This is a genomic window from Streptomyces sp. NPDC051286, from assembly GCF_044455345.1.
GTDB lineage: Bacteria > Actinomycetota > Actinomycetes > Streptomycetales > Streptomycetaceae > Streptomyces.
Window position 1 is genome coordinate 91,384 of the sequence record NZ_JBITER010000006.1, and the last position, 26,933, is coordinate 118,316.

Consider the following 26,933-nt stretch of genomic DNA (forward strand, 5'->3'; position numbering starts at 1 on the left):
CACCACCCCGGCAAACGGGTCAACTCTCACCCGATCATGCCCTTCCGCGCCCGAATGCGGGGAGCATGCGGCGGGGGCTGTGCCACGCGCAGCCGCATTCCCCCACCACGGGAGGCCATATGACGAATCGTTCAGGAATTCTGATCGCCGTCGGTGCGACAGTCGCCGGTCTGGTGACCGCCGTTCCGTCCCCGGCGGCCGCCACCGGCGCCGCACCGCATGCCGTGCAACTGCGCTGGACCGGCTGTGGCACCAAGGAATATCCGGCACTGCAGTGCTCAAAGGTCAGTACACCGCTGAATCATGACGATCCGTCGGGCCGGCGGATCACCCTCGCCCTGTCCCGGGTCCCGCACACAGCGAAGATCTCGCAGGGTCCGCTTTTCGTCAACCCCGGGGGTCCTGGCGGCAGCGGGCTGACCATGGCCGGGTTCGTGGCCTCCTCGCTCCCGAAGAACGTCGCCGCGCAGTACGACGTGATCGGGTTCGACCCACGCGGGGTCGGGAAGAGCTCCCCGGCGCTGGACTGCGTACCCAAGTACTTCAAGCCGCCGCGGCCCGACTCGGTGCCGCGGACCCTCGCCAAGGAGCGGACCCGTCGCGACCGGGCGCGCAACTTCGCCGCGGAGTGCGGCAGGAAGTACCCCGACCTGCTGCCGTACATGGACACGGTCAGCGCCGCCAAGGACCTCGATGTGATCCGGCGGGCCACCGGCGCACCGAAGATCAACTACTTCGGGTACTCGTACGGTACGTACCTGGGCGCGGTGTACGCGAAGCTGTTCCCGCAGCGGGTGCGGCGGCTGGTGCTCGACTCGAACGTCGACCCGGAAGGTGTCTGGTACGAGGACAACATCGGCCAGAACTACGCGTTCGACGCCCGCCAGAAGGCGTTCGCCGCATGGGTGGCGAAGCACGACGAGACGTACCGGCTCGGCAACAACCCGGCGAGGGTCGAAGCAGCCTGGTACCGGATGCGCGACGCGGTGCGGAAACAGCCCGCGGGCAAGAAGGTCGGCCCGAGCGAGCTGGAGGAGACCTTCCTGCCGGGCGGCTACTACAACGGGTACTGGCCCTATCTGGCCGACGCGTTCGCCGCGTACGTGAACCACAAGGACCAGAACGCGCTCGTCGCCGCGTACGACCGGCTCGGTGCCGTCGACGCGAAGGGCGACAACGGCTACTCGGTGTACCTGGCCGTGCAGTGCCGCGACTCCCGGTGGCCGCTGAGCTGGAACACCTGGCGCAACGACAGCTGGAAGGTGCACGCCAAAGCGCCCTTCTACACCTGGAGCAACACCTGGTACAACGCGCCGTGCGCCTCCTGGCCGGTGGCGCCGCTGAATCCGGTGCGGGTCTCGAACCACGCGCTCCCGCCGGTGCTGCTCTTCCAGGCCACGGACGACGCGGCCACACCGTACGCGGGCGGGGTCGCCCTGCACCGGCGGCTCCGCGGCTCCAGCCTGGTGGTCGAGCAGGGCGGCGGCAATCACGGAGTCACGCTGAGCGGCAACGCATGCCTGGACACGTACCTGACGGACTATCTCGCCAAGGGCACCGTCCCTCGCGCCAACAGCAGCCTCGCCGACGTGGATGCGGTGTGCGGGACGTCACCCGAACCGAAGCCGCTGACCGCCGGGGCGGCGAAGTCGGCGACGCGCGCGGACGGCAAGGGCGGCACGTTGCACGGGCTGCTCGGCTTCCACGGCTGAGGGGGCCGGGGCCGGGTCCGGCGAAGGGAGCCGGCCCCGCCCGGCCGCTGCTGTGTCCTCAATCGCCGGACGCGCCCGGCGACGGCAGCCGCCCGATCGCCCGCTCCGCCGCTCCGGCCAGCCTGGGGTGCGGCAGTGCCGCCTCCAGGACCGGGCGGGCCCGCGCGTCGCCGAGCTGTCCCAGACCCTCCACACAGGCCAGCGCGACCCGCCAGTGCGGCTCGTCCGGTCCCAGCAGCCGCTCCAGGGTGCTGATCAGCGCCGGGACGGACTCGGGGGCCCGCAGGGCGGTGAGCAGACGGACCGGGTGCAGGGCGTACGCCGTGCGCAGAGTGTTCGTCGCGAGCGCGGCGGCGGCACGCGGGGTGCGGGGGTCGCCCAGGCGCACCAGGGCGTGGGCCGCGGACACGCAGCGCTCCGGGTCACGGTGGTTGAGCAGCAGGACCAGCACCTCGAAGGCCCGTCGGTCACCGCCGCAGCCGAGCCGGAACGCGGCGATCTCACGCGCCCAGAGCGGTCGCTCCGGTTCGACGAGGACCCGGGCCAGTTCCTCGTCGTCGTCGGTGGCGAGCAGTCTGCGGTACGCAGCCGACTCCCCCGCCTCGTCCGCCAGCCGGTCGGTCAGCGACCGGAACTCCTCGTCCATGACCCTGAGGGTAGCGGCGGCCACGGTGAGTGTGACCCGGCGCACAGCGAATCGGGGCTGGCGCGCTCGTTACTCGCCGGTTAATCTCATGTGAGCGGGACACCACCCCCGCCGACTCCAGTGGCCTGGTGACGCAGCCACCCGGAGTGCTTGTCGGCTCGGCAGCTTTGTGAGACGCGACTCCGGGACAGAGTCCGTCGCCCCTTCTCCCGTCCGGGCGTGCCTCCCGCACCCCGGCCAGGAACACCTCGACACGCAACCCCCGCACGCCATGCGCTGGTTCGGACCCTTGTGGCACCAGCCGATCCGTGCGCGCCGTGCGCCCACTCAGTCGTCACTCATCCCCTGGAGTCCCGTGATGGACACCCCTCTCTCCACCATCGCCGTCGTCGGTCTCGGCACCATGGGCATCGGCATCGCCGAGGTCCTGACCCGGGCCGGCCGCGAGGTCATCGGTATCGACGTCAGCGACGCGGCCGCCCGTCAGGCCGTCGCCGCCCTGGAGGCCTCCACCGCCCGCGCCGTGAAGAAGGAGCGGATCACCGAGGGGGAGCGCCTGGACGCGCTCGCCCGGTTCCGTACCTTCTCCGACCTGCAGGCCGTGGCGGAGGCGCAGCTCGTCATCGAGGTCGTGCCCGAGTCGTACGAGATCAAGCAGCAGCTCTTCCGCGAACTCGACGCGATCGTCTCCCCCACCGCGATCCTGGCGACCGGCACGAACGCCCTGTCGGTGACCCGGCTCGCGGCCGAGTCGCAGCACCCCGAGCGTGTGCTGGGCCTGCACTTCTTCAACCCGGCACCCGCGATGAAGCTGGTCGAGGTGGTCTCCTCGGTGCTGACCGCGCCGCCGGCCGTCGAGGCGGTCACGGAGCTCGCCCGCGAGCTCGGCAAGGAACCGGTTGCGGTGGGCGACCGGCCGGGCTTCGTCGCCGACGGGCTCCTCTTCGGCTACCTCAACCAGGCGGCCGCGATGTACGAGGCGAACTACGCCTCCCGTGAGGACATCGACACGGCCATGAAGCTGGGCTGCGGGCTGCCGATGGGCCCCCTCGCCCTGCTCGACCTGATCGGCGTCGACACCGCCCGTACCGTCCTGGAGGCGATGTACTGCGCGTCGCACGACCGGCTGCACGCCCCCGCTCCGATCCTCAAGCAGCTCAGCGAGGCAGGTCTGACCGGCCGCAAGGCGGGCCGCGGCTTCTACACGTACGTGGCGCCGGGCAGCCAGACCGTGGTGCCGGACGCGCAGACGCCGCTGGAGAACGCCGGAGCGGAGGCCGGGCGCACGGTCCGGTCGGTGGGCGTCGCGGGCTCCGGGACGATGGCCTCGGGTATAGCGGAGGTCTTCGCGAAGGCCGGTTACGACGTGGTGCTCGCCGCGCGCAGCCAGGAGAAGGCAGACACCGCGAAGGGGAGGATCGCCAAGTCGCTGGAGCGTTCGGTCACCAAGGGGCGGCTGACGGCGGAGGCACGGGACGAGACCCTGGGCCGGATCACCGCCGCCGGTTCCCTGGACTCGTTCGCCGATGTCGACCTCGCGGTCGAGGCGGTCGCCGAGGATCTGGCGGTCAAGCAGCAACTGTTCGGCACGCTGGACAAGATCTGCAAGCCGGGCGCGGTGCTCGCCACGACCACCTCGTCGCTACCGGTCGTGGCGTGCGCGCGGGCGACCTCACGTCCGCAGGACGTCATCGGGATGCACTTCTTCAACCCGGCACCCGCGATGAAGCTGGTCGAGGTGGTCCGTACGGTGCTGACGTCGGACGATGTCCACGCAACCGTCCGTGAGGTGTGCGGGAAGATCCGCAAGCACCCGGTGGACTGCGGAGACCGGGCCGGATTCATCGTGAACGCGCTGCTGTTCCCGTACCTCAACAACGCGATCAAGATGGTCGAGCAGCACTACGCGACACTCGACGACATCGACGCCGCGATGAAGCTGGGCGGCGGCTACCCGATGGGCCCGTTCGAGCTCCTGGACGTCGTCGGGCTCGATGTCTCGCTCGCCATCGAGAAGGTGCTGCACAGCGAGTTCCGCGACCCGGGCCTGGCCCCGGCGCCACTGCTGGAGCACCTGGTGGCGGCCGGCTGCCTCGGCCGCAAGACGGGGCGCGGCTTCCGCGAATATGCCCGGCGCTGAGGACCGGCAGGTGCCTGAACGGCGGACCGGTGATCCGGCCGGGCGTGCGCGCCCGGCCGGATCACCGGCGGCTCCCGGGCCGGGAGCCGGATGGGGAGGGCTGCTCGATCCGACCGCGCAGCCCCCGAACTGGGACGTACGGCCGGGCGGACCGCCCCCGCAGGCGCGCTCTCCTGCAGTGATGCAGTACGTTCACACCATGTCCCAGCCCGCCAGGTCCCCCCGTGTCTCCGCCGCGCCCGATGCCCCGGAAAGTGCCGCAGGAACGCGCGCCGCCGCCCAGCGGCTCAAAATGCGCCGCGAACTGGCCGCCGCGGCGATGGAGCTCTTCGCCACGAAGGGGTACGAGGCGACGACGGTCGACGAGATCGCGGGCGCCGCGGGTGTCGCCCGGCGGACCTTTTTCCGGCACTTCCGCTCCAAGGAAGAGGCGATCTTCCCCGACCACGACGACACTCTCGTCCGGGCCGAGGCCGTCCTCAATGCCGCCCCCGCGCACGAGCACCCGCTCGACACCGTCTGCCGCGGCATCAAGGAAGTCATGAAGATGTACGCGGCCAAGCCCGCGGTCTCGGTGGCCCGCTACAAGCTGACCCGTGAGGTCCCCACGCTGCGGGAGGCCGAGATCGCCTCGGTGGCCCGATACGAGCGGCTGTTCACGCGCTATCTGCTGGGCCACTTCGACGAGCACGACCACCGTGTCGGCAACGACGACCCGCTGCTGGCGGAGGTCGCGGCATCGGCCGTCGTCACCGCGCACAACCATGTGCTGCGCCGCTGGCTGCGGGCGGGCGGCCAGGGCGATGTGGAAGCCCAGCTCGACCACGCCTTCGCGATCGTCCGGGACACGTTCGGGACGGGCATCGGGGCCGGGCGCATCGCCGGGGCCGAATCGACGCCGGCGCCCGCCGCTTCGGTGAGCACCGAGGGCGAGGTGCTCGTCGCGGTGGCACGGACGGACGCACCGCTCGACGAAGTGATGCGCACGATCCAGCAGGCGCTCAAGGACCGCTGAGCGGGGGCCCGCCGGCCGGCCGCTCCACCGTCGCCGGACGGGCCGGCGCCCCTCCCGTCCGGCGCTCGCGCGTCCGGGCGGAGAAACCCGGTTGCCGCGCCCGTACCGTCGTGTTCCCGTGGGCGGATGACTCATGATCGCGACCTCCTGCTGACCCTCTTCGACCGCGAGTTGCGCGAGCACGCCCGCCCCGACGGGCCCGGCGTCCGCGTCGAGCGCACCGCCGATGTCGTACGGCAGGCCGGGTCGGCCGACGACTGGAACGGTGTCGTCTGGTCGTCCCCCGGTCTGGACGCCGTACGGGCGGATGCGGCCATCGCCGAGCAGGTGGAGCACTTCACGGCGCTCGGCCACGACGAGTTCGAGTGGAAGCTGTACGCGCACGACCGGCCGGCCGACCTGGGGCGGCGGCTGGTGGACGCCGGCTTCGTCGCGGAGCCGCCGGAGACCCTCCTGGTCGCCCCGGTGGCGGACGTCCCGGTGGCCGTGGAGCTCCCCGAGGGGGTCACGCTGCACGCGGTGTCGGATGCGGCCGGTGTGGAGCTGATGGCCGCGGCCCACGAGCGGGCGTTCGGCACGGACGGGTCGAAGCTGCGGCACCAGGTGCTGGCGCGGCTGGCCGAGGCCCCGGACAGCTTCGTCGGGGTGCTGGCCATGGCGGGCGACGAGCCGGTGAGCTCGGCCCGGATGGAGCTGTACCCGGGCACCTGCTTTGCGGGGCTCTGGGGCGGCGGGACCGTGGAGCCGTGGCGTGGAAGGGGTATCTACCGGGCGCTGATCGCCTACCGTGCCCGGATCGCCGCCGAGCGTGGCTTTCGCTATCTGCAGGTGGACGCGACCGACCTGAGCAGGCCGATCCTCCTGCGGCTCGGTTTCCGGGTTCTGTCCACCACCACGCCGTATGTGTACCGGCGCCCGGCCTGACCGGACACGGAGGGACAGAGCGACGCGAAACAGCCTCGTTACTGCTCATGCGTGCCCAGCGGATGACAACTGAGAGAAATTATTGGCACCGAGTGCCTTGCCAGGTGTCACGGAGTGCCATACGTTGAAGTTGTCCGGGCGGCCGGCGTGCAGGTACCTCACGTACGCCGGTTGTCCCCGCAAGCCATGTGCCTGCGCGCCCGGGCGCCTGCGTCACAGGCAATCCCTTCTGCTCCACCAGAGCAAGCCGAAGCTTTACCAGCCGAACCGACGGCAGCACCTCCACACCGCACCGCACCCCCGTTGGCAGGGACTCTCAAGCGTCCCCCGACGCAGTTCCCCAAGCTCTCGGCTCCGCTCGAGCAGGGGAGACCCCATCCCGGAGGCACACCGTGAAGGAAATCCTGGACGCGATCCAATCGCAGGACAGCACCGCCGCAGATTTCGCGGCCCTGTCCATCCCTGAGTCGTACCGCGCGGTGACCGTGCACAAGGACGAGACGGAGATGTTCGCCGGGCTCGCCACCCGCGACAAGGACCCCCGCAAGTCGCTGCACCTCGACGAGGTGCCGGTTCCGGAGCTCGGGCCCGGTGAGGCGCTGGTCGCCGTCATGGCCAGCTCGGTGAACTACAACTCCGTCTGGACCTCGATCTTCGAACCGCTCTCCACCTTCGGGTTCCTGGAGCGCTACGGGAAGCTCAGCGAGCTCGCCAAGCGCCACGACCTGCCGTACCACGTCATCGGCTCCGACCTGGCGGGCGTCGTCCTGCGCACCGGCCCCGGCGTCAACGCCTGGCACCCCGGCGACGAGGTCGTCGCGCACTGCCTCTCGGTCGAACTGGAGTCCTCGGACGGCCACAACGACACGATGCTCGACCCCGAGCAGCGGATCTGGGGCTTCGAGACCAACTTCGGCGGCCTCGCCGAGATCGCGCTCGTCAAGTCCAACCAGCTGATGCCGAAGCCGCAGCACCTCAGCTGGGAGGAGGCCGCGGCTCCGGGCCTGGTCAACTCCACCGCGTACCGCCAGCTCGTCTCGCGCAACGGCGCCGGCATGAAGCAGGGCGACAACGTGCTGATCTGGGGCGCCAGCGGCGGACTCGGTTCATACGCCACGCAGTTCGCACTGGCCGGTGGCGCCAACCCGATCTGTGTCGTCTCCAGCGAGCAGAAGGCGGACATCTGCCGGAAGATGGGCGCAGAGGCGATCATCGACCGCAACGCCGAGGGCTACACCTTCTGGAAGGACGAGCACAACCAGGACCCGCGCGAGTGGAAGCGGTTCGGCAAGCGCATCCGTGAGCTGACCGGCGGCGAGGACGTCGACATCGTCTTCGAGCACCCGGGCCGGGAGACGTTCGGCGCCTCGGTGTACGTGACCCGCAAGGGCGGCACGATCGTCACCTGCGCCTCGACCTCGGGCTACAACCACGAGTACGACAACCGCTACCTGTGGATGTCGCTGAAGAAGATCGTGGGCTCGCACTTCGCCAACTACCGCGAGGCGTGGGAGGCCAACCGGCTGGTCGCCAAGGGCAAGATCCACCCGACGCTGTCGAAGGTCTACTCCCTGGAGGAGACCGGCCAGGCCGCGTACGACGTGCACCGCAACCTGCACCAGGGCAAGGTCGGCGTCCTGGCACTGGCCCCGCGCGAGGGTCTGGGTGTGCGCAACGAAGAGCTGCGCGAGCGGCACATCGACGCCATCAACCGCTTCAGGGATGCCTGACGTGGCCGGGCGTCAGAAGGACCGCCCGTGGCTCATGCGGACGTACGCCGGTCACTCGACCGCCGAGGCGTCCAACGAGCTCTACCGGCGCAACCTCGCCAAGGGCCAGACGGGTCTGTCGGTCGCCTTCGACCTGCCGACCCAGACGGGTTACGACCCCGACCACATCCTCGCCCGCGGCGAGGTCGGCCGGGTCGGCGTGCCCGTCTCGCACCTCGGCGACATGCGGCGGCTGTTCCGGGACATACCGCTGGAACAGATGAACACCTCGATGACGATCAACGCCACCGCGATGTGGCTGCTGGCCCTCTATCAGGTGGTCGCCGAGGAGCAGGGCGCCGACGCCACGAAGCTCCAGGGCACCACGCAGAACGACATCGTCAAGGAGTACCTCTCGCGCGGGACGCATGTCTTCCCGCCCGGCCCCTCGCTGCGGCTGACCACCGACATGATCACGTACACGGTCAGCCACATCCCGAAGTGGAACCCGATCAACATCTGCAGCTACCACCTGCAGGAGGCGGGCGCCACCCCGGTCCAGGAGATCGCGTACGCCATGTCGACGGCCCTTGCGGTCCTGGACGCCGTGCGCGACTCGGGCCAGGTACCGGAGGAGAAGTTCGGCGATGTGGTCGCCCGCATCTCCTTCTTCGTGAACGCCGGCGTCCGCTTCATCGAGGAGATGTGCAAGATGCGTGCCTTCGGCCGCATCTGGGACCAGGTCACCCGCGAGCGGTACGGCATCACCGACGCCAAGCAGCGCAGGTTCCGCTACGGCGTCCAGGTCAACTCGCTCGGACTGACCGAGGCGCAGCCGGAGAACAACGTCCAGCGCATCGTCCTGGAGATGCTGGCCGTGACCCTGTCCAAGGACGCCCGCGCCCGGGCCGTGCAGTTGCCCGCCTGGAACGAGGCGCTGGGGCTCCCCCGGCCCTGGGACCAGCAGTGGTCGCTCCGCATCCAGCAGGTCCTCGCGCACGAGAGCGATCTGCTGGAGTACGAGGACATCTTCGCCGGATCCCATGTGATCGAGGCCAAGGTCGACGATCTGGTCACCGAGTCCCTCGCGGAGATCGACCGGATCCAGCAGATGGGCGGCGCGATGGCGGCCGTCGAGTCCGGCTATCTGAAGTCGGAGCTGGTCTCCTCGCACGCACGGCGGCGGGCCCGGATCGAGGGCGGCGAGGAGAAGATCGTCGGCGTCAACATCTACGAGGCGACCGAGCCGAACCCGCTCACGGCGGACCTCGACGGCGCGATCATGACGGTCGACCCCGCCAATGAGGCGAGGGTGGTCGCAGCGCTCCACGAGTGGCGCGACCACCGGGACGAGGCGCGCGCCTCCGAGGCCCTCGCAGCGCTGAAGAAAGCCGCGGCCGGCACCGAAAACTTGATGGAAGCGACCGTGGAGTGCGCCCGAGCGGGTGTCACCACCGGCGAGTGGTCGTGGGCGCTGCGCGATGTGTTCGGCGAGTTCCGGGCCCCGACGGGTGTGTCGTCCGCCCCGGTCGCCGTCACCGCGGAGGCCGGCACGCCGCTCGCTCTCGTACGGGAGCAGGTCGCCCGCACCGCCGAGGACCTCGGCACCGGACGGCTGCGGCTGCTGGTCGGGAAGCCGGGCCTGGACGGTCACTCCAACGGCGCCGAGCAGATCGCCGTACGGGCCCGTGACGCCGGGTTCGAGGTCGTCTACCAGGGGATCAGGCTGACCCCCGAGCACATCGTCTCGGCGGCGCTCGCCGAGGACGTGCACTGCGTCGGGCTGTCGATCCTGTCCGGCTCGCACGCCGCGCTGGTGCCGGACGTGCTGAACCGGCTGCGTGGGGCCGGCGCGAACGACATCCCGGTGATCGCGGGCGGGATCATTCCGCCCGCCGACGCCGCCGTGCTGATCGAGGCGGGTGTCGCCGCCGTTTTCACCCCGAAGGACTTCGGTATCACGGAGATCATCGGCCGTATCGTCGACGAGATCCGGAAAGCGAACAAGCTCGACCCTCTGGAGGTCCCCGCATGACCCAGCCCGCCCACCCGTCTCCCGCCACCGCCCTTCCGGGGAGCGGCTCCGCCGCGCACCTCCCGAACCGCCTGCGTCCCCGCCGCTCGTGTCTGGCCGTGCCCGGCTCGAACCCGCGGTTCCTGGAGAAGGCCCAGGGCCTCCCCGCCGACCAGGTCTTCCTGGACCTGGAGGACGCCTGCGCTCCGCTCGCCAAGGAGGGCGCACGGCACCACATCGTCGACGCGCTGAACAATGGCGACTGGACGGGCAAGACCCGGGTCGTCCGCGTCAACGACTGGACGACGCACTGGACGTACCGCGATGTGATCACGGTCGTCGAGGGCGCGGGCCAGAACCTCGACTGCATCATGCTGCCGAAGGTGCAGGACGCCCAGCAGGTCGTCGCGCTCGACCTCCTGCTGACCCAGATCGAGAAGACGATGGGCTTCGAGGTCGGGAAGATCGGCATCGAGGCGCAGATCGAGAACGCCAAGGGCCTGGTGAACATCGACGACATCGCCGCCGCCTCACCGCGCCTGGAGACGCTGATCTTCGGCCCGGCCGACTTCATGGCGTCCATCAACATGAAGACCCTGGTCGTCGGCCAGCAGCCGCCCGGCTACGGTGCGGACGCGTACCACTACATCCTCATGCGCATCCTGATGGCGGCCCGTACGCACGACCTCCAGGCCATCGACGGCCCCTTCCTGCAGATCCGTGACGTGGACGCGTACCGCGAGGTCGCCGGCCGTGCGGCGGCGCTGGGCTTCGACGGCAAGTGGGTACTGCACCCCGGCCAGGTCGACGCTGCCAACGAGGTGTTCTCGCCGTCGCAGGAGGACTACGACCACGCCGAGCTGATCCTCGACGCATACGAGTGGTGCACCTCGGAAGAGGGCGGCAAGAAGGGTTCGGCGATGCTCGGCGACGAGATGATCGACGAGGCCAGCCGGAAGATGGCGCTCGTCATCGCGGGCAAGGGCCGCGCGGCCGGTATGCAGCGCACCTCCAAGTTCGAAGCGCCGGAGGCCTGATCATGCAGTTCGGACGTACCTATGAGGAGTTCGAGGTCGGTGCGGTCTACAAGCACTGGCCCGGAAAGACGGTCACCGAGTACGACGATCATCTTTTCTGCCTGCTCACCATGAATCATCACCCGCTGCACATGGACAGCAACTACGCGGAGAAGACGACCGATTTCGGCAAGAACGTTGTGGTCGGCAACTACATCTACTCGTTGCTGCTCGGCATGTCCGTGCCGGACGTCTCCGGAAAGGCGATCGCCAACCTGGAGGTCGAGTCGCTGAAGCATGTCGCACCGACCTTCCACGGCGACACGGTCTACGGCGAGACGACCGTCCTCGACAAGACTCCGTCAAAGTCCAAGAGCGACCGCGGAATCGTTCATGTGGAGACCAGGGGCTACAAGCAGGACGGGACGCTCGTCTGCGTGTTCCGCCGCAAGGTGATGGTCCCCACCGAGACGTACATCAAGGAGCGGGGCGGAGAGCAGCCCGGCCGCCCGGAGCTGAACCAGCCTTCGCAGAAGAACGTGGAGAAGTAGCCATGACGCGACTCGCCCAGACCGCCGGCCTGACCGACATTCAGCAGGAAATCCTCTCCACGGTCCGGGATTTCGTCGACAAGGAGATCATTCCTGTCGCGACCCAGCTGGAGCACCGCGACGAGTACCCGACGGAGATCGTCGAGGGGCTCAAGGAACTCGGCCTGTTCGGGCTGATGATTCCCGAGGAGTACGGAGGCCTGGGTGAGTCGCTTCTCACATACGCGCTCTGCGTGGAGGAAATCGCCCGCGGCTGGATGAGCGTGTCGGGAATCATCAACACGCACTTCATCGTGGCGTACATGCTCAAGCAGCACGGCACCCAGGAGCAGAAGGACACTTTCCTGCCCCGAATGGCGCTGGGCGAGGTCCGGGGCGCGTTCTCGATGTCCGAGCCGGCCCTGGGCTCGGACGTCTCCGCGATCACCTCCAAGGGCGTCTGGGACGGAGGGGGCACCTCCCGCTCGAGCGGAGCCGAGAGTGGCGGAGAGTACGTCCTGAGCGGCCAGAAGATGTGGCTGACGAACGGCGGCACGTCCTCGCTCGTCGCCGTACTGTGCCGGAGTGACGAAGGCCACCCCGAGGGCACGGCCCCGCACAAGTCGATGACGACCTTCCTGGTCGAGAAGGAACCGGGCTTCGGCGAGGTCCGGCCGGGGCTCACCATCCCCGGAAAGATCGACAAGATGGGCTACAAGGGCGTCGACACGACCGAACTCATCATGGACGGACTGCGCATTCCGGCCAATCGTGTACTCGGTGGCACCACCGGCCGCGGTTTTTACCAAATGATGGACGGCGTCGAAGTCGGCCGGGTAAATGTGGCCGCGCGTGGTTGCGGTGTCGCACAGCGTGCATTCGAACTGGGCGTTTCCTACGCCCAGCAACGCCACACCTTCGGAAAGCCGATCGCCCAGCACCAGGCCATCCAGTTCAAACTGGCCGAAATGGCCACGAAGGTCGAAGCTGCCCATGCGATGATGGTCAACGCGGCACGCAAAAAGGACTCCGGTGAACGAAACGACCTGGAGGCGGGGATGGCGAAGTACCTTGCCTCCGAGTACTGCAAGGAAGTCGTCGAGGACGCCTTCCGTATCCACGGCGGCTACGGCTTCTCCAAGGAGTATGAGATCGAGCGCCTCTACCGGGAGGCCCCGATGCTGCTGATCGGTGAAGGTACCGCCGAGATCCAGAAAATGATCATTGGGCGCCGACTCCTCGAGGAGTACCGATTCCAGGGATGATTGTCCCCTTCGAGGCGATTTGGCCGCGAAGAAGATCACACCCTGTCAACCTTTGCCGGTGCCTTCAAGCCGTTCGACTCGGCTGCTGGCTTGCCCAGTTGCGGCCCGCAACCGATAACATCGCCGGAAAAGCCGCCGTCCCCCGTTGCCAGCGCGGCCTCATCCGCTACGAAGGTCATCCATGCCCGACAGCCAAACCTCTGCACCACGCGGCGGAGTCCGCCTTGCGCGCGGAGCTTCGCCGTGGCTCCTCCCGACCGTCGCCACCGCGGCCCTCAGCATCGCCCGGGCCCGCAGGTCCGGGCGCTGGGCCGCGGTGGCCGTGCCCACCACCGCCCTGGCGGCGGGCATGCTGTGGTTCTTCCGCGACCCCGAGCGCGAGATCACCCAGGGCCGGGTCATCTCTCCGGCCGACGGTGTGGTGCAGAGCATCATGCCGTGGAAGGACGGACGCACCCGCGTCGCAATCTTCATGAGCCCGCTGAACGTCCATGTCAACCGGGCGCCGCTGGCGGGCACCGTGACGTCGGTCGAGCACATCCCCGGTGGGTTCGTTCCGGCGTTCAACAAGGAGAGCGAGAACAACGAGCGCGTTGTCTGGCACTTCGACACGGAGCTCGGCGACATCGAGATGGTGCAGATCGCGGGTGCGGTCGCCCGTCGCATCGTCCCGTACCTCCCGCAGGGCACGAAGGTCGAGCAGGGCGAGCGCATCGGTCTGATCCGCTTCGGCTCCCGGGTCGACATCTACCTTCCGGAGGGTGTCGAGGTCGCGGTCGAGGTCGGCCAGGCCACCACCGCGGGGGTGACTCGAATTGACCGTGATTGATCCCGACACGCAAGCCGGCTGGGTGCCCGAGAGCGAGTGCGAGGACGATGTCGAGGACATGCCGCTCTCACTGCGGCTGTCAATAGCAGACACCCTTACTCTCGGTAACGCCACGTGCGGTTTCATGGCGGTGTACTTCACCACCACGGGAATCCTCATCCCGCACCTCACGGGCAGCGACGAGAGCGGCATGGCCCGGCACTCCGCGGCCACCGCCGTGATCCTGATGCTCCTCGCCGCGGTCTTCGACCTGTTCGACGGGCTGGTGGCGCGCAAGCTCCGCTCCTCGCCGATGGGCGCGGAGCTGGACAACCTCTCGGACCTGATCAGCTTCGGGCTGGCCCCGGCGTACTTCGTGCTCGTGTACGGCATGGTCGCGGACGACGCATACCAGCGGGTGTCGGCGCTCGCGGCGATCGTCGTCCTGCTGGCCGTAGTGCTGAGACTGGCCAGATTCTCCTGCGTGACCATGAAGGACGGCATGTTCCAGGGCATGCCGAGCCCCTTCGGAGCGCTCACGGTCGTCTCGATCGTGCTCCTGGAACTGCCCTTCGTACCGACGCTCATCGCGATCATCGGAGTGGCGTGGCTGATGGTCAGCCGGGTTGAGTACCCGAAGCCGCGGGGAGTCCTCGCGGTGGCGATGCTCAGCTGGATCGTTGCCGCGATGGGTCTGCTCGCAGCATGGGCGTTCGATGCCCCCAGCGGTCGCCTGCTCCTGCAGACCGGCTGCGCGCTGCAGGTGGTCCTGGGAGCGGTCATCCCGCTCTTCGCGACGGCGCGGCGGGTGAACACCTTCCGCGGCAACCGGCGCGAGGCACGGGCGGCTCAGCTTCCCTAGCGATACAGAACAAGACGTACGAGGGCCCGGGCGCTTCCCCAGCACCCGGGCCCTCTCGCATGTCCGGTCGGGACCCGCTACGCGTCCTGCGCGCCGACCCAGCGGGCTGCGAGCAGGACGGCGATGTCATCGGGGCGGTCGGGCTCCCGTCTCGCCTCCCTGATCACCAGGTCCGCCATGCCGGCGAGGGACGGCGCGTCGGCTGCCTCGATGATGCCGCGCAACCGCTCGACTCCGTCGTCGATATCGGCCCCCGCCTGCTCGACCAGTCCGTCGGTGTACAGCGCCAGGATCGCGCCCGGGGGCAGCCGCAGGCTGCTGACGGGGTAGGTGGCGTCGGGGGTGACGCCGAGCACCACCCCGCCGGGGAGTTCCAGGACCACGGTCGTGCCGTCCGGGTGGCGCAGCAGGGGTTGCGGGTGCCCGGCCCGGACGAGCTGCGTCCGACCGGTGGCGAGGTCGAGCACGATGTAGCAGCAGCTGGCGATCTGGCCGGGGTCGAGGTCGATGAGCAGCCGGTTGGTGCCGCACATCACTTCCTGCGGGTCGTGCCCGCTGAGCGCAAAGGCGCGTACGGCGCTGCGCAGCTGGCCCATCGTCGCCGCGGCGGCGACACCGTGCCCCTGGACGTCCCCGATGACCAGGGCCAGCCCCCGGTCGGTCTCGATGACGTCGTACCAGTCGCCGCCGATGTCCATGCCCTGGGTGCCGGGGAGGTACCGCCCCGCGGTGTCGACCTGGTCGAGTACGGGCAGCCGTTGCGGCAGCAGGGCGTTCTGCAGGCCGCGGGCCACAGCGGACTCGGTGTCGTACTGCTGGGCTCGTTTGAGGGCGTGGGCGATGAGTCCGGCGAGCGCGGTGAGAACCGTGCGTTCCTCGGGGCTGAAGCCGCGAGGCTGGTCGAAGCCGAGGATGCAGGAGCCGACGGGCCGCCCGGAGGCGATAAGCGGCAGGAAGGCGCGGGCGCCGACGCTCGAGCCCAGGGGAATGTCGGGGTAGGCGAAAGCCAGGCGCTGCATGGACTCGAAGAACATGGGGCGGCCCGAGGTGAGCGTCTCGACGCCGGGCAGATGGGCGTCGAGCGCGACGCCGTCGAAGCGTTGCAGGAAGCCGTGCGGGAAGCCGGTCTCCCAGGCCAGGTAGAGGTGGCGTTCACGCAGGAGGTAGATCGCCAGCTGCCTGCCGCCGAACGCGGGGAGCAGCTCCTGGGTGACCACCGCGGACACCTGGCGGGCGGTGACGGCCTCCGTCAGCGCGATCGCGAGGGCGACGGGACGGTACACCCCGGCCGCGACCTCCGTCGGGGAATCCAGGCCCTCGCCTCTTGCGACGGAGCCGCCCGGCGGGAAGGAGGGCTCTTCCGTGGCGGAGAGTGTGGCGGTCACGCCGTCGTGGCCCGGGTACAGGGACACCGCCAGCCAGTCCCGCTCGGTGCGGCGCGCGAGGAAGTGCACGGGTTCGTGGGACAGCAGTGCGGCCCGGTGGTGGTCCTCATAGGCGGGACGCCCGAACCACGGCAGGGCCTCCCACAGGAGGCTTCCGACCAGCTCGGCCCGTTGCCGGCCGAGCAGCTCCTCCGCCAGCTGGTTGACGTAGGTGATCCGACCGAGCCGGTCGAGCGAGAAAATACCGTGCGGGAGCCAGCCGGCGGCCTCGGCGATGACCGGTCCGGCCCCGAGGTCCACCAGGAATCCGGTCAGCGTCCCGGCCGCGCTGCTGCGCGGTGGCTGGGCCCAGCGGCTGGAGAGTTCCAGCAGGTTGGTCCGGCCGTCGGGGCCGCGCAGCCGCATCCTGCGGGCGAACGGCCCGCCCGCGCTCGCCGCCCGGCGGGCGAGGGTCCACAGTCCGTACACGTCCTCCGGTGCCAGCAGCGCCATCAGAGCGTCGATGGTGCCCGGGAACCGCGCGGACTCGGTGCCGAGGATCCCGCACAGCTCCGCGTCGGCGTCTACGGCACCGGTTTCGAGGTCCCAGTCGAAGTGCCCGATCCGTACCGGTGGCATGGAGACGGAGGGCAGCTGCACGGGGACCGGCTCGCCGTCCCAGACGACCTTGGTACCTCCGGCCGCCAGTCCGGCGAGCTCCGTGCCGAGCCGATCGGCGATGTCGCGGAGCGCGCGCCGGTCGGCGTGCGAGACGGGTTCGCCGGGGGTGGCCGGGCGCAGCACCGCGAGCACGCCGAACTTCTCCCGGCCGCCGAAGACGGGCACGTACAGCGAACCGAACGGGAACGGCATGCCCGCCATCAGCTGAGGGAACCGGCGCATGCCCTCCTCGACGTCAGCGAGGTGGACGGGCTTCCCCGAGCGGTACGCCTCGGCCACAGGGAAGGGCCGGTTCACATGCATGCGCCACCAGGGGCGGAACAGCTGGGTCGGCAGCCCGGCGAGCACGGAGAGGCGCAGCAGATCGGGGTCACGGGAGCAAAGAAATATGCCGCCGGCATACCCACTGGCGGACTCGATCGCGCTCACTGCGGCCTGCGCGAGCACCAGGGACAATTCGTCCGGCACCCCGCCGCCGCTCGTCCTCCCCGGCACCATCACGTTCTCGGGCGGAGGGTACAGGGGCCGGCCGTACGAGGTCACACAGCCAGGATGCGCCCCGGCCCGCCTGCAGCGCACCTCGGTGGCCCGGGCGGAAGGGGCGCGCGAGGCGCGGGCCGCCGGACGGGTGGGGAGCCGTCCGGTGGCCGGCGACGCTCATTCTTCAGCGAGTACGAGGTGGCTGCCGCTGCCGCCTCGGCGGGGCGGACCGCCTTCAGGCCGCCGGGGCGTACTGGCGTCCGGCTTCGTGATCACGCTCTCCCGGGTGGACGGCGACGTCGGGTCCGAGAGGTTGTTCGGCTTCCCGAAGTCCTTCCCGAACGCCGTGCTGGTCATCAGCGCCTTGTCGACGCCCGGAGAGCGGGAGCGAGCGGTGGGGCGTGGGGACGGATCCGGAACGGGCCGGCCTCGGGCGCCCCGCCCGCGGCCTCACCCCGCCCGATCAGCCCGACGCACCTCAGTTCGGCAGGGGCTCTGCTCACGACAGGAAGTCGCGCGCGATCCCCTCCGCCACCCGCTCCAGCAGTGGCCCCGCCTGCGCCATGCACACGGCGGGGTCCGGCTCCAGGTCCGTGAGGGCGTACGCGCGCCGGATGCCCGCATGTCCCAGCGCCTCCGGGGGCAGCGCGAGGCGGCCGCAGACCGCCACCACATCCAGGCCCGCCGCGCGAGCCGCCGCCGCGACGCCCGCCGGAGCCTTGCCGTGCAGGGTCTGCCTGTCGAGGGAGCCCTCCCCCGTGATCACCAGCGTGGCGCGGGCGAGCGCCGGGGCGAAGCCGAGGACGTCGAGCATGACCTCGATGCCGGGGCGGAACCGGGCGCCGAGAGCGACGAGCGCCCCGTAACCGACGCCGCCTGCCGCACCCGCCCCGGGCAGTTTGGCGTGGTCCGGGCCGAGGACGGACGCGTAGTGGGTGAGTGCCGCGTCGAGGGTCGCGATGTCGTCCTCGGTCGCGCCCTTCTGCCGCCCGTAGACCGCCGGGGCGCCCTTCGGGCCGGTGAGCGGGTTGTCCACGTCGCTGGCGAGGATCAGGTCCACGTCGGCCAGCCGCGGGTCGAGGCCGGTCAGATCCGCCTCGGCCAGCTCCGCGAGGCCACCGCCCCCGGGGCCGACGGGCTTGCCGTCCGCGTCCAGGAAGCGGGCGCCGAGTGCGGCGAGCATGCCCGCGCCGCCGTCCGTGGTGGCACTGCCGCCGACCCCGAACACAATGGTCCGGGCGCCCGCGTCCATCGCTGCGGCCAGCAGCTCGCCGGAGCCGTACGTCGTGGCCGTCAGGGGGGCGAACACCCCTGCCGGAAGATGCTGAAGGCCGGAGGCCTCGGCCATCTCCACCACCGCGGTGGTGCCCCGCAGGGCGTACGTCGCGGTTACGGTCTCCCCGCGCGGCCCGGTCACCTGCGCCTCGCGCCGCTCGAATCCGGCGGCCACCGCCGCCGCCACTGTGCCATCGCCGCCGTCCGCCACGGGCAGGGTCTCGACCTGCACCTGGGGTACGACGCGCCGCAGCCCGGCCGTCACCCGCTCCGCGACCTGTACCGCGGTGAGCGATCCTTTGAACTTGTCCGCCGCGACAAGCACGCGGGCGGTCTCGATCACTGCTCCGTCCGTCACTTCGCATCCCTTGCTTTCGAACAGGCAGTCGCGCCGCCCCGACCCTATCCGGAGCACCGGCCCTCTGCCCATGGGTGTCCGGGCCCTGGACCTGCGGAACGGCGGACGTGCCGGCCCCCATTACGCTGCGCACGTGACCACCACTGACTACGCCACGTACATCGCAGGACTGCCCAAGGTGCTGGCCGCCGCGGCAACCGTCTTCCGGGACGGGGAGGGACGAGTGCTGCTCGTCGAGCCGAACTACCGGGACGGCTGGGCCCTGCCCGGTGGAACGATCGAGTCCGACGAGGGCGAGACCCCGCGGCAGGCCGCACGCCGCGAAACGGTCGAGGAGATCGGCCTCGATCTGGAGCCGGGCCGGCTGCTGGCGATCGACTGGGCACGCAGCCCCGAGCGTCCTCCGATCGCCGCCTACCTGTACGACGGCGGGGTCCTGGACGAGGCACAGTTGACGGCGATCCGGCTGCAGGAGGAGGAACTCCTCTCCTGGAAGCTGGTGGAGCGCGGCGCACTCGACCGGTATCTGCCCGGTCCCCTCGGACACCGGGTCCGGGCGGCGCTGGAGGTCCTCGATTCCGGAGCGGGCGCCGTGGAGCTGGAGGACGGCAGGCCCGTCGCCTCCTGACCTCATGACCTTCTGGCTCACCGCCATTCATCCCGTATCGGCATCGTGTGCCTCTGCGTCCCGCTGTTCCGGCAGTTCGTCACCGTGATCGTCCGTAAGGCAGTTGTCGACACCACCGGAAGCCCGGCGCAGACCGGGCCCCGGCTCCGGCCTCGCATGCGGCTTCCGTGCCGCTGCCGCTCCCGGCAGACGGCGGTGCCCGGCAGTCCGGTCATGTCCAGGCCATGTGGCGGGCGGCGTTCGGTCCCGGGTCCGGCGACCGGCGCGGCAAGCGGGGTACGCACTGCCGCCGTCGCCGGCACGGGACAGTGTGACGACGGGACCCGGCACCGGCCGATATCACCTCGCGGGCGGCAGCCGCCGCTGCGTACGCTCGCCGTATGACTCTCGTCGCGATCCTCAGCGGCGCCGGGATCTCCACTGATTCCGGCATCCCCGACTACCGCGGGCCGAACGGGCTCTGGCGGAAGGACCCGGAGGCCGAGAAGCTCGTCACGTACGACTTCTACATGGCCGATCCGGAGATCCGCCGCCGCTCCTGGCAGATGCGCCGCACCAGCGCGACCTGGCGCGCCGAGCCGAACGCGGCCCACCGCGCCGTGGCGGACCTGGAGCGGTCCGGGGTCCCCGTGCGGGTGATCACGCAGAACGTCGACGGGCTGCATCAGCTGGCCGGCCTCTCCGCCCGCAAGGTACTCGAACTGCACGGCACCGCGCGTCAGGTGGTCTGCACCCGCTGCCATGCCCGCTCACCGATGGCGGCGGCGCTGACCCGGGTGGAGGCGGGTGAAGAGGACCCGGCGTGCACGGTCTGCGGCGGCATCCTGAAGTCGGCGACCGTCATGTTCGGTGAGCGGCTCGATCCTGTGGTGCTGAGCGAGGCGATGTCGATCGCGAAGGCGTGCGACGTGTTCATCGCGGTCGGTACGACGCTGCAGGTACAGCCCGCCGCGTCGCTGGCCGGGATCGCGGCGGAGCACGGGGCGCGGCTGATCGTGGTGAACGCCGAGCCGACGCCGTACGACGAACTGGCGCAGGAGACGATCCGCGAGCCCATCGGGACCGCGCTGCCGTCGCTGCTCGCGCGGCTGTCCGCCGAGGCAGCCACGGGGAACGGTGGCTAGGAGTTTCAAAAGTCCCGCCTGCCTGGCGACGCCTGGAACGCCCGCTCGGGGCAAACATTGCCGATCACGGCACAAGTGCCCCTCCCGGCGCGCTTCTTGCGGGCGTCTGCAGGTTCGCTTCCCTCGGTTTCGGCGCACGGCTGCTCAGCGGAGTACTGGCGCGGACTTCGGCCTGGCAGGTGCTCGACAGGCTGGTCGCCGCGGCGACGGTGCCGACGGGCTGGATGCCGGTGGCCCGGGCGTGAGCGGGCCGCACACCTCCCCCGCTGGAGAACACCGCGGACGGCATCGAAGCGCCGCCGGCGAGCGGGAGGGCGGGACTCCGAGCACGGCGTCACCCCACTGAGAAGGCATGGTGGCCCTCATGTTCAAACATATTGCTTAATGTTTACTTTTGAGTTCCTGGACAGGGTGAGAGGTCGGCGCATGCAACAGACAGAGCGGAAGCCATGAAGAAGACCACCACCAAGCTCGCCGACGGCCGTGAGTTGATCTACTTCGACAGCGACGAGGCCGCCGATCGCGGTGCGCCCACCCGCGCGGGCCGGAGAGCGTCGAGAACCGCCCGGAGGTCCGGAGCGACACGGCGACCGGCGACACGGCGACCGAGGCACCGTCACATCGCATCGACAGGACCGTGTCCACCTTCCGCGGGCCGACGAGTGCCCGCTGCGCCGCTCGCAGGAGGCGCGGCTCGGCGATATCCCGGCCGCCGACTACGAGTGGGCGGTGTCGCGTTTGCGTTCGTGCGACCTGGGCCCGTGAGCCCCGTCGAAATCCCGGCCTGTCATTGCCGCACGTTCACGTAGACATATGAGGGAGCGCGAGGTCCGGCACGGCCCGGACTGGAGCGCCCGACGCAACGTCTGCTGTGCAGGCCGCCACGTTCTCGCACCCCGGGCGGAAGCACCACCCACCCAAGGCCTGGGGCCCAACGCCGGTATCGGCGGCGGTAATCGCCCGCGGAGCGTACGCAAGACCAGGCAGAGGCCTGGCGGCGCGCACAACCCCACCCCGCGTGAGGAAGAAGCGGAAACCCACCCGGAGCGGGTGACCCTCACCCTACGAGGGCCACCCGGGACGTAGATTCCTCGGCCCTGCCGGCCGTTCACCGCGCCGACACCAGGCGGCTGTTGACCACCGACGCCAACGGCCGGCGGGGACGGGACGGGGTCCGACGACGTCGCCGGGGCCGAACACCTTCGGCCGCCTCCGAGCGCTGCGCGGTCGGGCGCGCAGGAGGAGGGTGCGCGAAAGCACGGCAACTCGGCCCTCGCACCCAAACCTTGCCCCCACCAAAGACGTTGACTCTTGAGCTGTCATGTTTAATCATGTCCGCAGTTGATTCTCGTCGGCGGAAAAGGGACACCGTCGACAGAGGAAGCCCAACTCCATCTCCCAGGTTCTGAAGGCCCGTGCAGGGATGACACGAGCCCTTTTTTGATTCTGGGTGACTTGGTGACCTGGTGTCGCCCGTGCACCGCCGTGTGTTCCCCCAGCCATCCTTCCAAGGAGAAATACCGTGTCCATTCATTGCAGCCGTCGAGGTGTCGCAGCCGTCGCTCTGGGCATGGTCGCGACCCTGGCACTCGGGGCGTGTTCCAGTGGCCAGGAGGCCGCGAAGTCGGACGGTGACGGCGTTGCGAAGGTCGACGGCAAGATCTCTCTGACGTATCTGCAGAAGCAGGGTGACCAGGAGTACTTCGTCGGTGAGGCCGCGGGGGCCAAGGCCAAGGCCAAGGAGCTGGGCGTCGACCTGAAGGTGGTCAACCTCGGCAACGACGCCAACAAGACGATCAGCGAGGTCCAGTCCGCGATCGCCCAGAAGGCCAACGGTCTGATCGTCGTCGTCCCGGATCCCGCAGTCGGGCCCCAGCTCGTCCAGACCGCCAAGGACGGCAAGGTCGCGCTGCTCACCTCCGACGACCAGATCTGCACCACCGGCCCGGACCCGTCCGCCTGCGGTCCCGATGCGCTGGTGCCGCGGATCGGCTTCAGCGGCGCCCAGATGGGCGGCGAGGTCGGCAAGCGCGCCGCCGAAGAGTTCAAGAAGGCCGGCTGGAAGCCCGCCGAGACCCGGACCATCTCCGCCTGGAAGCAGGATGTCACCGTCTGCTCCGACCGGGTGAACGCCGCCAAGAAGGCGTTCGCGAGCGGTGCGGGTGCGGATGTGAAGAACATCGACGTTGCGACGGACAACACCCCGACCGGCGCGCAGGACAAGATCGCGGCCACCGTCACTGCCAACCCCGGCGTCAAGCACTGGGTCATGTGGGGCTGCAACGACGAGAACGTCCAGGGCGGTGTCACGGCGCTGGAGAACGCCGGCTTCAAGGCGGACGACGTCATCGGCGTCGGCCTCGGCGCCTACCTGGCCTGCAAAAACTGGAGCTCGGGCAAGCCGTCCGGCATGAAGGCCGCCCTGTTCATCAACGGCAGCGACGTCGGCGCTCTGGCCGTCCAGACCATGTACGACAAGCTCAAGAACGGCAAGGAGTTCCCGAAGGAGGCCTTCGCGCCCACCAAGATGGTCGACGCCTCCAACTGGAAGGCCTCCGGGGTCACGTGCAGCTGACCTGACACTCCCCGTCCGCCGGTGCGGCGGACCAGCACCCGCCGTACCGGCCTCCCCGGGCCCCTGCGCCGCCCCGTCGTCACTGCTGTAACGGAAACCGCTTCCAGCCTGCGAGGCCACCATGAGTAAACCCGGCACCGAACCATCGGGGCCCACGCAATCCACTGCCCGCCACGACGCGGTGGTCACCGTCGAGAACATCATCAAACGGTTCGGCGCCGTCCAGGCGCTCGGCGGTGTCACGCTCGACTTCCCTGCGGGGCAGGTCACCGCGCTGATGGGGGAGAACGGCGCGGGCAAGTCGACCCTGCTGAAGATCCTCACCGGTGATCACCAGCCCACCGACGGTCGCATCGTGCTCGACGGCAAGCCGGTCACGTTCGCTGCCCCGCAGGACGCCCGCAGGGCCGGCATCCGGATCATCCCGCAAGAGCCGGAGATCATCCCGCATGTCTCGGTGGCGGAGAACGTCTACGCGGGCTCCCTGCCCCGCAAGGCCGGACGCCGCCTGGACCGCACGGAACTCCGTCGCCGGATCACCTCCGACCTCGCCCGCCTGGGCTTCGACAAGGTCATCGACCCCGATGCGCTCGGCTCCGAACTCACCCCCGCCCAGCGGCAGTTGGTGGAGATCCTGCGTGCGCTGACCGGTGAGGCCAAGGTCATCGCTTTCGACGAGCCCACCTCTTCACTGTCCGAACACGAAGTGGAAGCGCTGTTCGCGCTCATCGGCCGGCTCCGGGATCAAGGCATCGCCGTCATCTACGTCTCGCACAGGATGAAGGAGATCTTCCAGCTCGCCGACCGCGTCGCCGTACTGCGCGACGGCACGGTGGCCGGGGTGCTGGACGCCGCGCAGACGAACGAGGAGGAGGTCGTCCGGCTCATGGTGGGACGCGATCTGTCCTCCCTCTTCGTCCGCCAGGACGTCGCCGGGGACGAGGTCGTGCTCGATCTGAAGGACGTCACCACCGACGACGTGAGCGGCATCAGCCTTCAGGTACGTGCCGGAGAGGTCGTCGCCCTCGCGGGTCTCATCGGCGCCGGACGCTCGGAACTGGCCCGCGCGATCGCAGGAGACCTCCCGATCCGCTCCGGCAGCATCAGCATGAACGGCCGGAAACTGCTCCTGCGCAGTCCGAAGGACGCCATCAAGGCCGGCATCGGGCTCGCCCCCGAGGAACGCAAGGCCCAGGCACTGTTCCTCCAGCGCTCCATCCGGGACAACACCTCCCTGGTCAGCCTCGAAAGCCTGCGCCGGCTACGGTTTGTGAACAGCCGTCAAGAACGCGCCATGGCACAGGAGTACACCGACCGGCTTCGGGTGCGCACCCCCTCCATCGAGCACGAGATCGGCAAGCTCTCCGGCGGAAACCAGCAGAAGGTGGTCCTCGCGCGCTGGCTGGCCAGAAAGCCCAGGCTGCTGATCCTCGACGAGCCGACCCGCGGCATCGACATCGGCGCCAAGGCCGAGATCTACCAGATCATCGCGGACCTCGCCCGCCAAGGTGTCGCCCTGCTGGTGATCTCCTCGGAACTGCCAGAAGTGCTCGGCCTCGCAGACCGCATCGCCGTCATGCAGAACGGCCGGATCACCGGCGAACTCAGCCGAGCCGAGGCCACCGAGGAAGCCATCCTCAGCCTGGCCATGGCCGACGACCTCACCACCACCGCCCCTGGAGCCCTTCGATGACCGACACCACCGTCACCAGTACCCCGGACCGGACGGAGGATGCTCCGGCGCCGGCCGCGTCCGGCAGGCGTTTCCGGCTCGCCGTGGTCGGCGGGCAGAACCTCAGCCTGATCGGCGCTCTCGTCGTGGTGCTCGCGCTGTTCGGTTCACTCAACGACAACTACCTCAGCTGGTCGAACATGCAGGTCATCGGCGAGGCAGCAACCATCGTCGGACTCCTCGCCATCGTCCAGACCGTTGTCATCATCTGCGGCGCACTGGACATCTCGGTCGGCTCGCAGGCCGGTCTCGCCTCCGTCGTCAGCGCCATGGTCTTCACCTCCATGGGCTCCAGTGCGGTGATCGGCATCGCCGTGGCGCTCGGTATCGGCGTCCTCGCCGGCGTGCTGAACGGCGTGATCATCGTTTACGGCCGCGTCAACCCGACCATCGCCACGCTGGCCGGACTCGCCGCGTACAAGGGCATCGCCCAACTCGTCTCGGACGGCCGCGCACAGGGCTATGTCCTCAACGACAGCATCTTCGTCTTCCTCGGCCGCGGCAAGATCGCCGGTCTGCCGGTGATGATCTGGATGCTGGCCGTCGTCGCGCTCACCGTGCACATCCTCCTCAAGTACACGGACATCGGGCGCAACCTCTACGCCATCGGCGGCAACGACACCGCAGCCCGCCTCGCCGGCATCTCCATCAACAAGTACCTGATCGCCGCCTACGCCCTCTGCGGCGTCGTCGCAGCGGTCGCCGGCATCCTGCTCACTGCACGCACCGGATCGGGACAGCCCGTCTCCGGCAGCGAGGGCCTGGAGCTCAAGGCCATCACCGCCGCCGCACTCGGCGGATGCGCCCTGAAGGGTGGCAAGGGCGGCATCGGCGGCACCCTGCTCGCAGTGGCCCTGCTCGGCGCCCTCGAGAACGGTCTCACCGTCCAGGGCATCAACACCTTCTGGCAGAACGTCGCCCAGGGCGCGCTGCTGGTCATCGCCGTCGTCATCCAGCAGCGCCGCAGCAAGGAACGCCGCATAGGTCTCCCCACCTAGAAGACTGATGACAACCTTGTTGGGGCTGTCCGGCCGTGGCCCGGGCAGCCCTTGGCGTTCTGTGGTGGCCGGTGTGAGGTGCCAGGTGGTGCCGGACCGGGTGTATCCGAGGCTGATCAGTCGGCGGAGACCGAGGACGGCGGCCGATCTCTTCGGTGGTCGGAGCGGAGGAGTGGTCAGGGCCTGCTGGTGTCCGCGAGGATCAGCTCGCCCACGGACTCGGTGAGCACTGACCGCGCCTGTTCGTCGAGGCCGTCGTCCGAGACGAAGTAGTCGATCTCGGCCAGGGCGGCGAACCGGCTGAGGCCCACGACGCCCCACTTGCTGTGATCCGCGACCGCGGCGACCCGCCTGGCGGAGGAGATCAAGGCCTGGTTGGTCTGTGCCTCGGCGAGGTTCGGAGTCGTCAGGCCCGCGTGCTCGGACACGCCGTGGGCCCCGATGACCAGCAGATCCACATGCAAGGAGCGGATGGCCTGGTCGGCCAGCGGGCCGACCAGGGCGGCCGACCTGGTGGGGGCGCCGCCCGTCAGCAGCAGTGTCGGAGCAGCGGCGCCCTGTTCCCGGCCTGCGGCCCGCAGGAGATCGGCGACGGGCAGTGAGTTGGTCACCACCGTGAGACGGGGGACGTGCAGGAGTCGCTCCGCCACGGCGTAGGTCGTCGTCCCCGCGGAGATTGCGACCACGCTTCCCGGTTCCACGAGGGCGGCCGCGGCCGTGGCCACGGCCGCCTTGGCCGTGGATTCGAGTCTGGACTTGGCCTCGAACCCCGGCTCGTCGGCGGTGGTCCCGGATGTCGCCACGGCGCCGCCGTACACCTTCTCCACGGAGCCGGCGCGGGCCAGGGCGTCCAGGTCGCGGCGGATGGTCATGTCCGAGACCCCGAGCTGGTCGACGAGGTCGGCCACACGCACGGCTCCGTCGCGGCGCACGATGTCGAGAATCAGTGCCCTGCGCTGGGGTGCGAGCAGTCCTGCGTCCGTCACAAGCCCATCCCTGATCGTCTGTGTGTCGACCCCACCATGAACGTCATGATAGACACACGGAAAGCATCACAATTCAACAAATGCAGACTAC

Annotated in this window: 21 protein-coding genes; 16 read left to right on the forward strand and 5 right to left on the reverse strand. The window is 69.6% G+C overall.

Annotated features, from left to right (window positions below):
• Positions 1-119: 119 nt before the first annotated feature.
• Positions 120-1,712, forward strand: coding sequence for an alpha/beta hydrolase (locus tag ACIBB8_RS08755; RefSeq protein WP_398949853.1), 1,593 nt, complete (start codon positions 120-122; stop codon positions 1,710-1,712).
• 58 nt (positions 1,713-1,770) lie between these two features.
• Here the strand turns inward: ACIBB8_RS08755 and ACIBB8_RS08760 are convergent, their stop codons facing one another.
• On the reverse strand, positions 1,771-2,358 hold the full coding sequence (locus ACIBB8_RS08760; RefSeq protein ID WP_398949855.1) for an adenylosuccinate lyase: 588 nt from the start codon (positions 2,356-2,358) through the stop codon (positions 1,771-1,773).
• A gap of 358 nt (positions 2,359-2,716) precedes the next feature.
• Between ACIBB8_RS08760 and ACIBB8_RS08765 the strand changes: the two genes are divergently transcribed.
• From ACIBB8_RS08765 to pssA, 10 genes are all read left to right on the forward strand, one after another.
• Entirely contained in the window at positions 2,717-4,498 is a 1,782-nt protein-coding gene (locus ACIBB8_RS08765) for a 3-hydroxyacyl-CoA dehydrogenase family protein (protein ID WP_398949857.1), read from the forward strand.
• A 199-nt stretch (positions 4,499-4,697) separates the two neighbouring features.
• Complete coding sequence (locus ACIBB8_RS08770; RefSeq protein WP_398949859.1) at positions 4,698-5,513, forward strand: TetR family transcriptional regulator; 816 nt, start codon at positions 4,698-4,700, stop codon at positions 5,511-5,513.
• A 126-nt stretch (positions 5,514-5,639) separates the two neighbouring features.
• Positions 5,640-6,437 (forward strand): GNAT family N-acetyltransferase, encoded by a 798-nt coding sequence (locus ACIBB8_RS08775; RefSeq protein ID WP_398949861.1) that lies wholly within the window; start codon positions 5,640-5,642, stop codon positions 6,435-6,437.
• A 392-nt stretch (positions 6,438-6,829) separates the two neighbouring features.
• Positions 6,830-8,167: a crotonyl-CoA carboxylase/reductase gene (ccrA, locus tag ACIBB8_RS08780; protein WP_398949863.1), complete on the forward strand. Its 1,338-nt coding sequence runs from the start codon at positions 6,830-6,832 to the stop codon at positions 8,165-8,167.
• A 1-nt stretch (position 8,168) separates the two neighbouring features.
• Positions 8,169-10,181, forward strand: coding sequence for a protein meaA (locus ACIBB8_RS08785; RefSeq protein ID WP_398949865.1), 2,013 nt, complete (start codon positions 8,169-8,171; stop codon positions 10,179-10,181).
• Positions 10,178-11,197: an HpcH/HpaI aldolase/citrate lyase family protein gene (locus tag ACIBB8_RS08790; RefSeq protein WP_398949867.1), complete on the forward strand. Its 1,020-nt coding sequence runs from the start codon at positions 10,178-10,180 to the stop codon at positions 11,195-11,197. Before ACIBB8_RS08785 ends, ACIBB8_RS08790 begins: the two co-directional genes overlap by 4 nt.
• Before the next feature lie 2 nt (positions 11,198-11,199).
• Positions 11,200-11,727, forward strand: coding sequence for a MaoC family dehydratase (locus ACIBB8_RS08795; protein ID WP_398949869.1), 528 nt, complete (start codon positions 11,200-11,202; stop codon positions 11,725-11,727).
• A 2-nt stretch (positions 11,728-11,729) separates the two neighbouring features.
• Entirely contained in the window at positions 11,730-12,971 is a 1,242-nt protein-coding gene (locus ACIBB8_RS08800) for an acyl-CoA dehydrogenase family protein (RefSeq protein WP_398949871.1), read from the forward strand.
• Between the two features lie 181 nt (positions 12,972-13,152).
• Positions 13,153-13,800: a phosphatidylserine decarboxylase gene (locus ACIBB8_RS08805; protein ID WP_366134641.1), complete on the forward strand. Its 648-nt coding sequence runs from the start codon at positions 13,153-13,155 to the stop codon at positions 13,798-13,800.
• Positions 13,787-14,641 carry a CDP-diacylglycerol--serine O-phosphatidyltransferase gene (pssA, locus tag ACIBB8_RS08810; protein ID WP_398949873.1) on the forward strand — a complete coding sequence of 285 codons (855 nt, stop codon included), beginning with the start codon at positions 13,787-13,789 and terminating at the stop codon, positions 14,639-14,641. The genes ACIBB8_RS08805 and pssA overlap by 14 nt, the downstream gene beginning before the upstream one ends.
• 77 nt (positions 14,642-14,718) lie before the next feature.
• On the opposite strand, the gene ACIBB8_RS08815 is transcribed toward pssA, so the two are convergent.
• From ACIBB8_RS08815 to ACIBB8_RS08825, 3 genes are all read right to left on the reverse strand, one after another.
• On the reverse strand, positions 14,719-17,184 hold the full coding sequence (locus tag ACIBB8_RS08815) for a SpoIIE family protein phosphatase (protein WP_398950098.1): 2,466 nt from the start codon (positions 17,182-17,184) through the stop codon (positions 14,719-14,721).
• A 159-nt stretch (positions 17,185-17,343) separates the two neighbouring features.
• Positions 17,344-17,523 (reverse strand): hypothetical protein, encoded by a 180-nt coding sequence (locus tag ACIBB8_RS08820; protein WP_398949876.1) that lies wholly within the window; start codon positions 17,521-17,523, stop codon positions 17,344-17,346.
• A gap of 142 nt (positions 17,524-17,665) precedes the next feature.
• A complete protein-coding gene (locus tag ACIBB8_RS08825) occupies positions 17,666-18,781 on the reverse strand; it encodes a glycerate kinase (RefSeq protein WP_398950100.1) in 1,116 nt (371 codons plus the stop codon).
• Between the two features lie 151 nt (positions 18,782-18,932).
• Here ACIBB8_RS08825 and ACIBB8_RS08830 point away from each other — a divergent pair, with 151 nt between their 5' ends.
• From ACIBB8_RS08830 to ACIBB8_RS08850, 5 genes are all read left to right on the forward strand, one after another.
• Positions 18,933-19,427 carry an NUDIX domain-containing protein gene (locus ACIBB8_RS08830; protein WP_398949878.1) on the forward strand — a complete coding sequence of 165 codons (495 nt, stop codon included), beginning with the start codon at positions 18,933-18,935 and terminating at the stop codon, positions 19,425-19,427.
• A gap of 380 nt (positions 19,428-19,807) precedes the next feature.
• Positions 19,808-20,551 (forward strand): SIR2 family NAD-dependent protein deacylase, encoded by a 744-nt coding sequence (locus tag ACIBB8_RS08835; protein ID WP_398949880.1) that lies wholly within the window; start codon positions 19,808-19,810, stop codon positions 20,549-20,551.
• 1,522 nt (positions 20,552-22,073) lie between these two features.
• Positions 22,074-23,126, forward strand: coding sequence for a substrate-binding domain-containing protein (locus ACIBB8_RS08840; RefSeq protein ID WP_398949882.1), 1,053 nt, complete (start codon positions 22,074-22,076; stop codon positions 23,124-23,126).
• A gap of 121 nt (positions 23,127-23,247) precedes the next feature.
• Entirely contained in the window at positions 23,248-24,819 is a 1,572-nt protein-coding gene (locus ACIBB8_RS08845) for a sugar ABC transporter ATP-binding protein (RefSeq protein WP_398949884.1), read from the forward strand.
• Positions 24,816-25,856: an ABC transporter permease gene (locus ACIBB8_RS08850; RefSeq protein WP_398949887.1), complete on the forward strand. Its 1,041-nt coding sequence runs from the start codon at positions 24,816-24,818 to the stop codon at positions 25,854-25,856. The genes ACIBB8_RS08845 and ACIBB8_RS08850 overlap by 4 nt, the downstream gene beginning before the upstream one ends.
• A 176-nt stretch (positions 25,857-26,032) precedes the next feature.
• On the opposite strand, the gene ACIBB8_RS08855 is transcribed toward ACIBB8_RS08850, so the two are convergent.
• The gene (locus tag ACIBB8_RS08855; RefSeq protein ID WP_398949889.1) at positions 26,033-26,842 is read right to left on the reverse strand and encodes a DeoR/GlpR family DNA-binding transcription regulator; all 810 of its coding nucleotides are present in this window, start codon (positions 26,840-26,842) and stop codon (positions 26,033-26,035) included.
• Positions 26,843-26,933 lie beyond the last annotated feature (91 nt).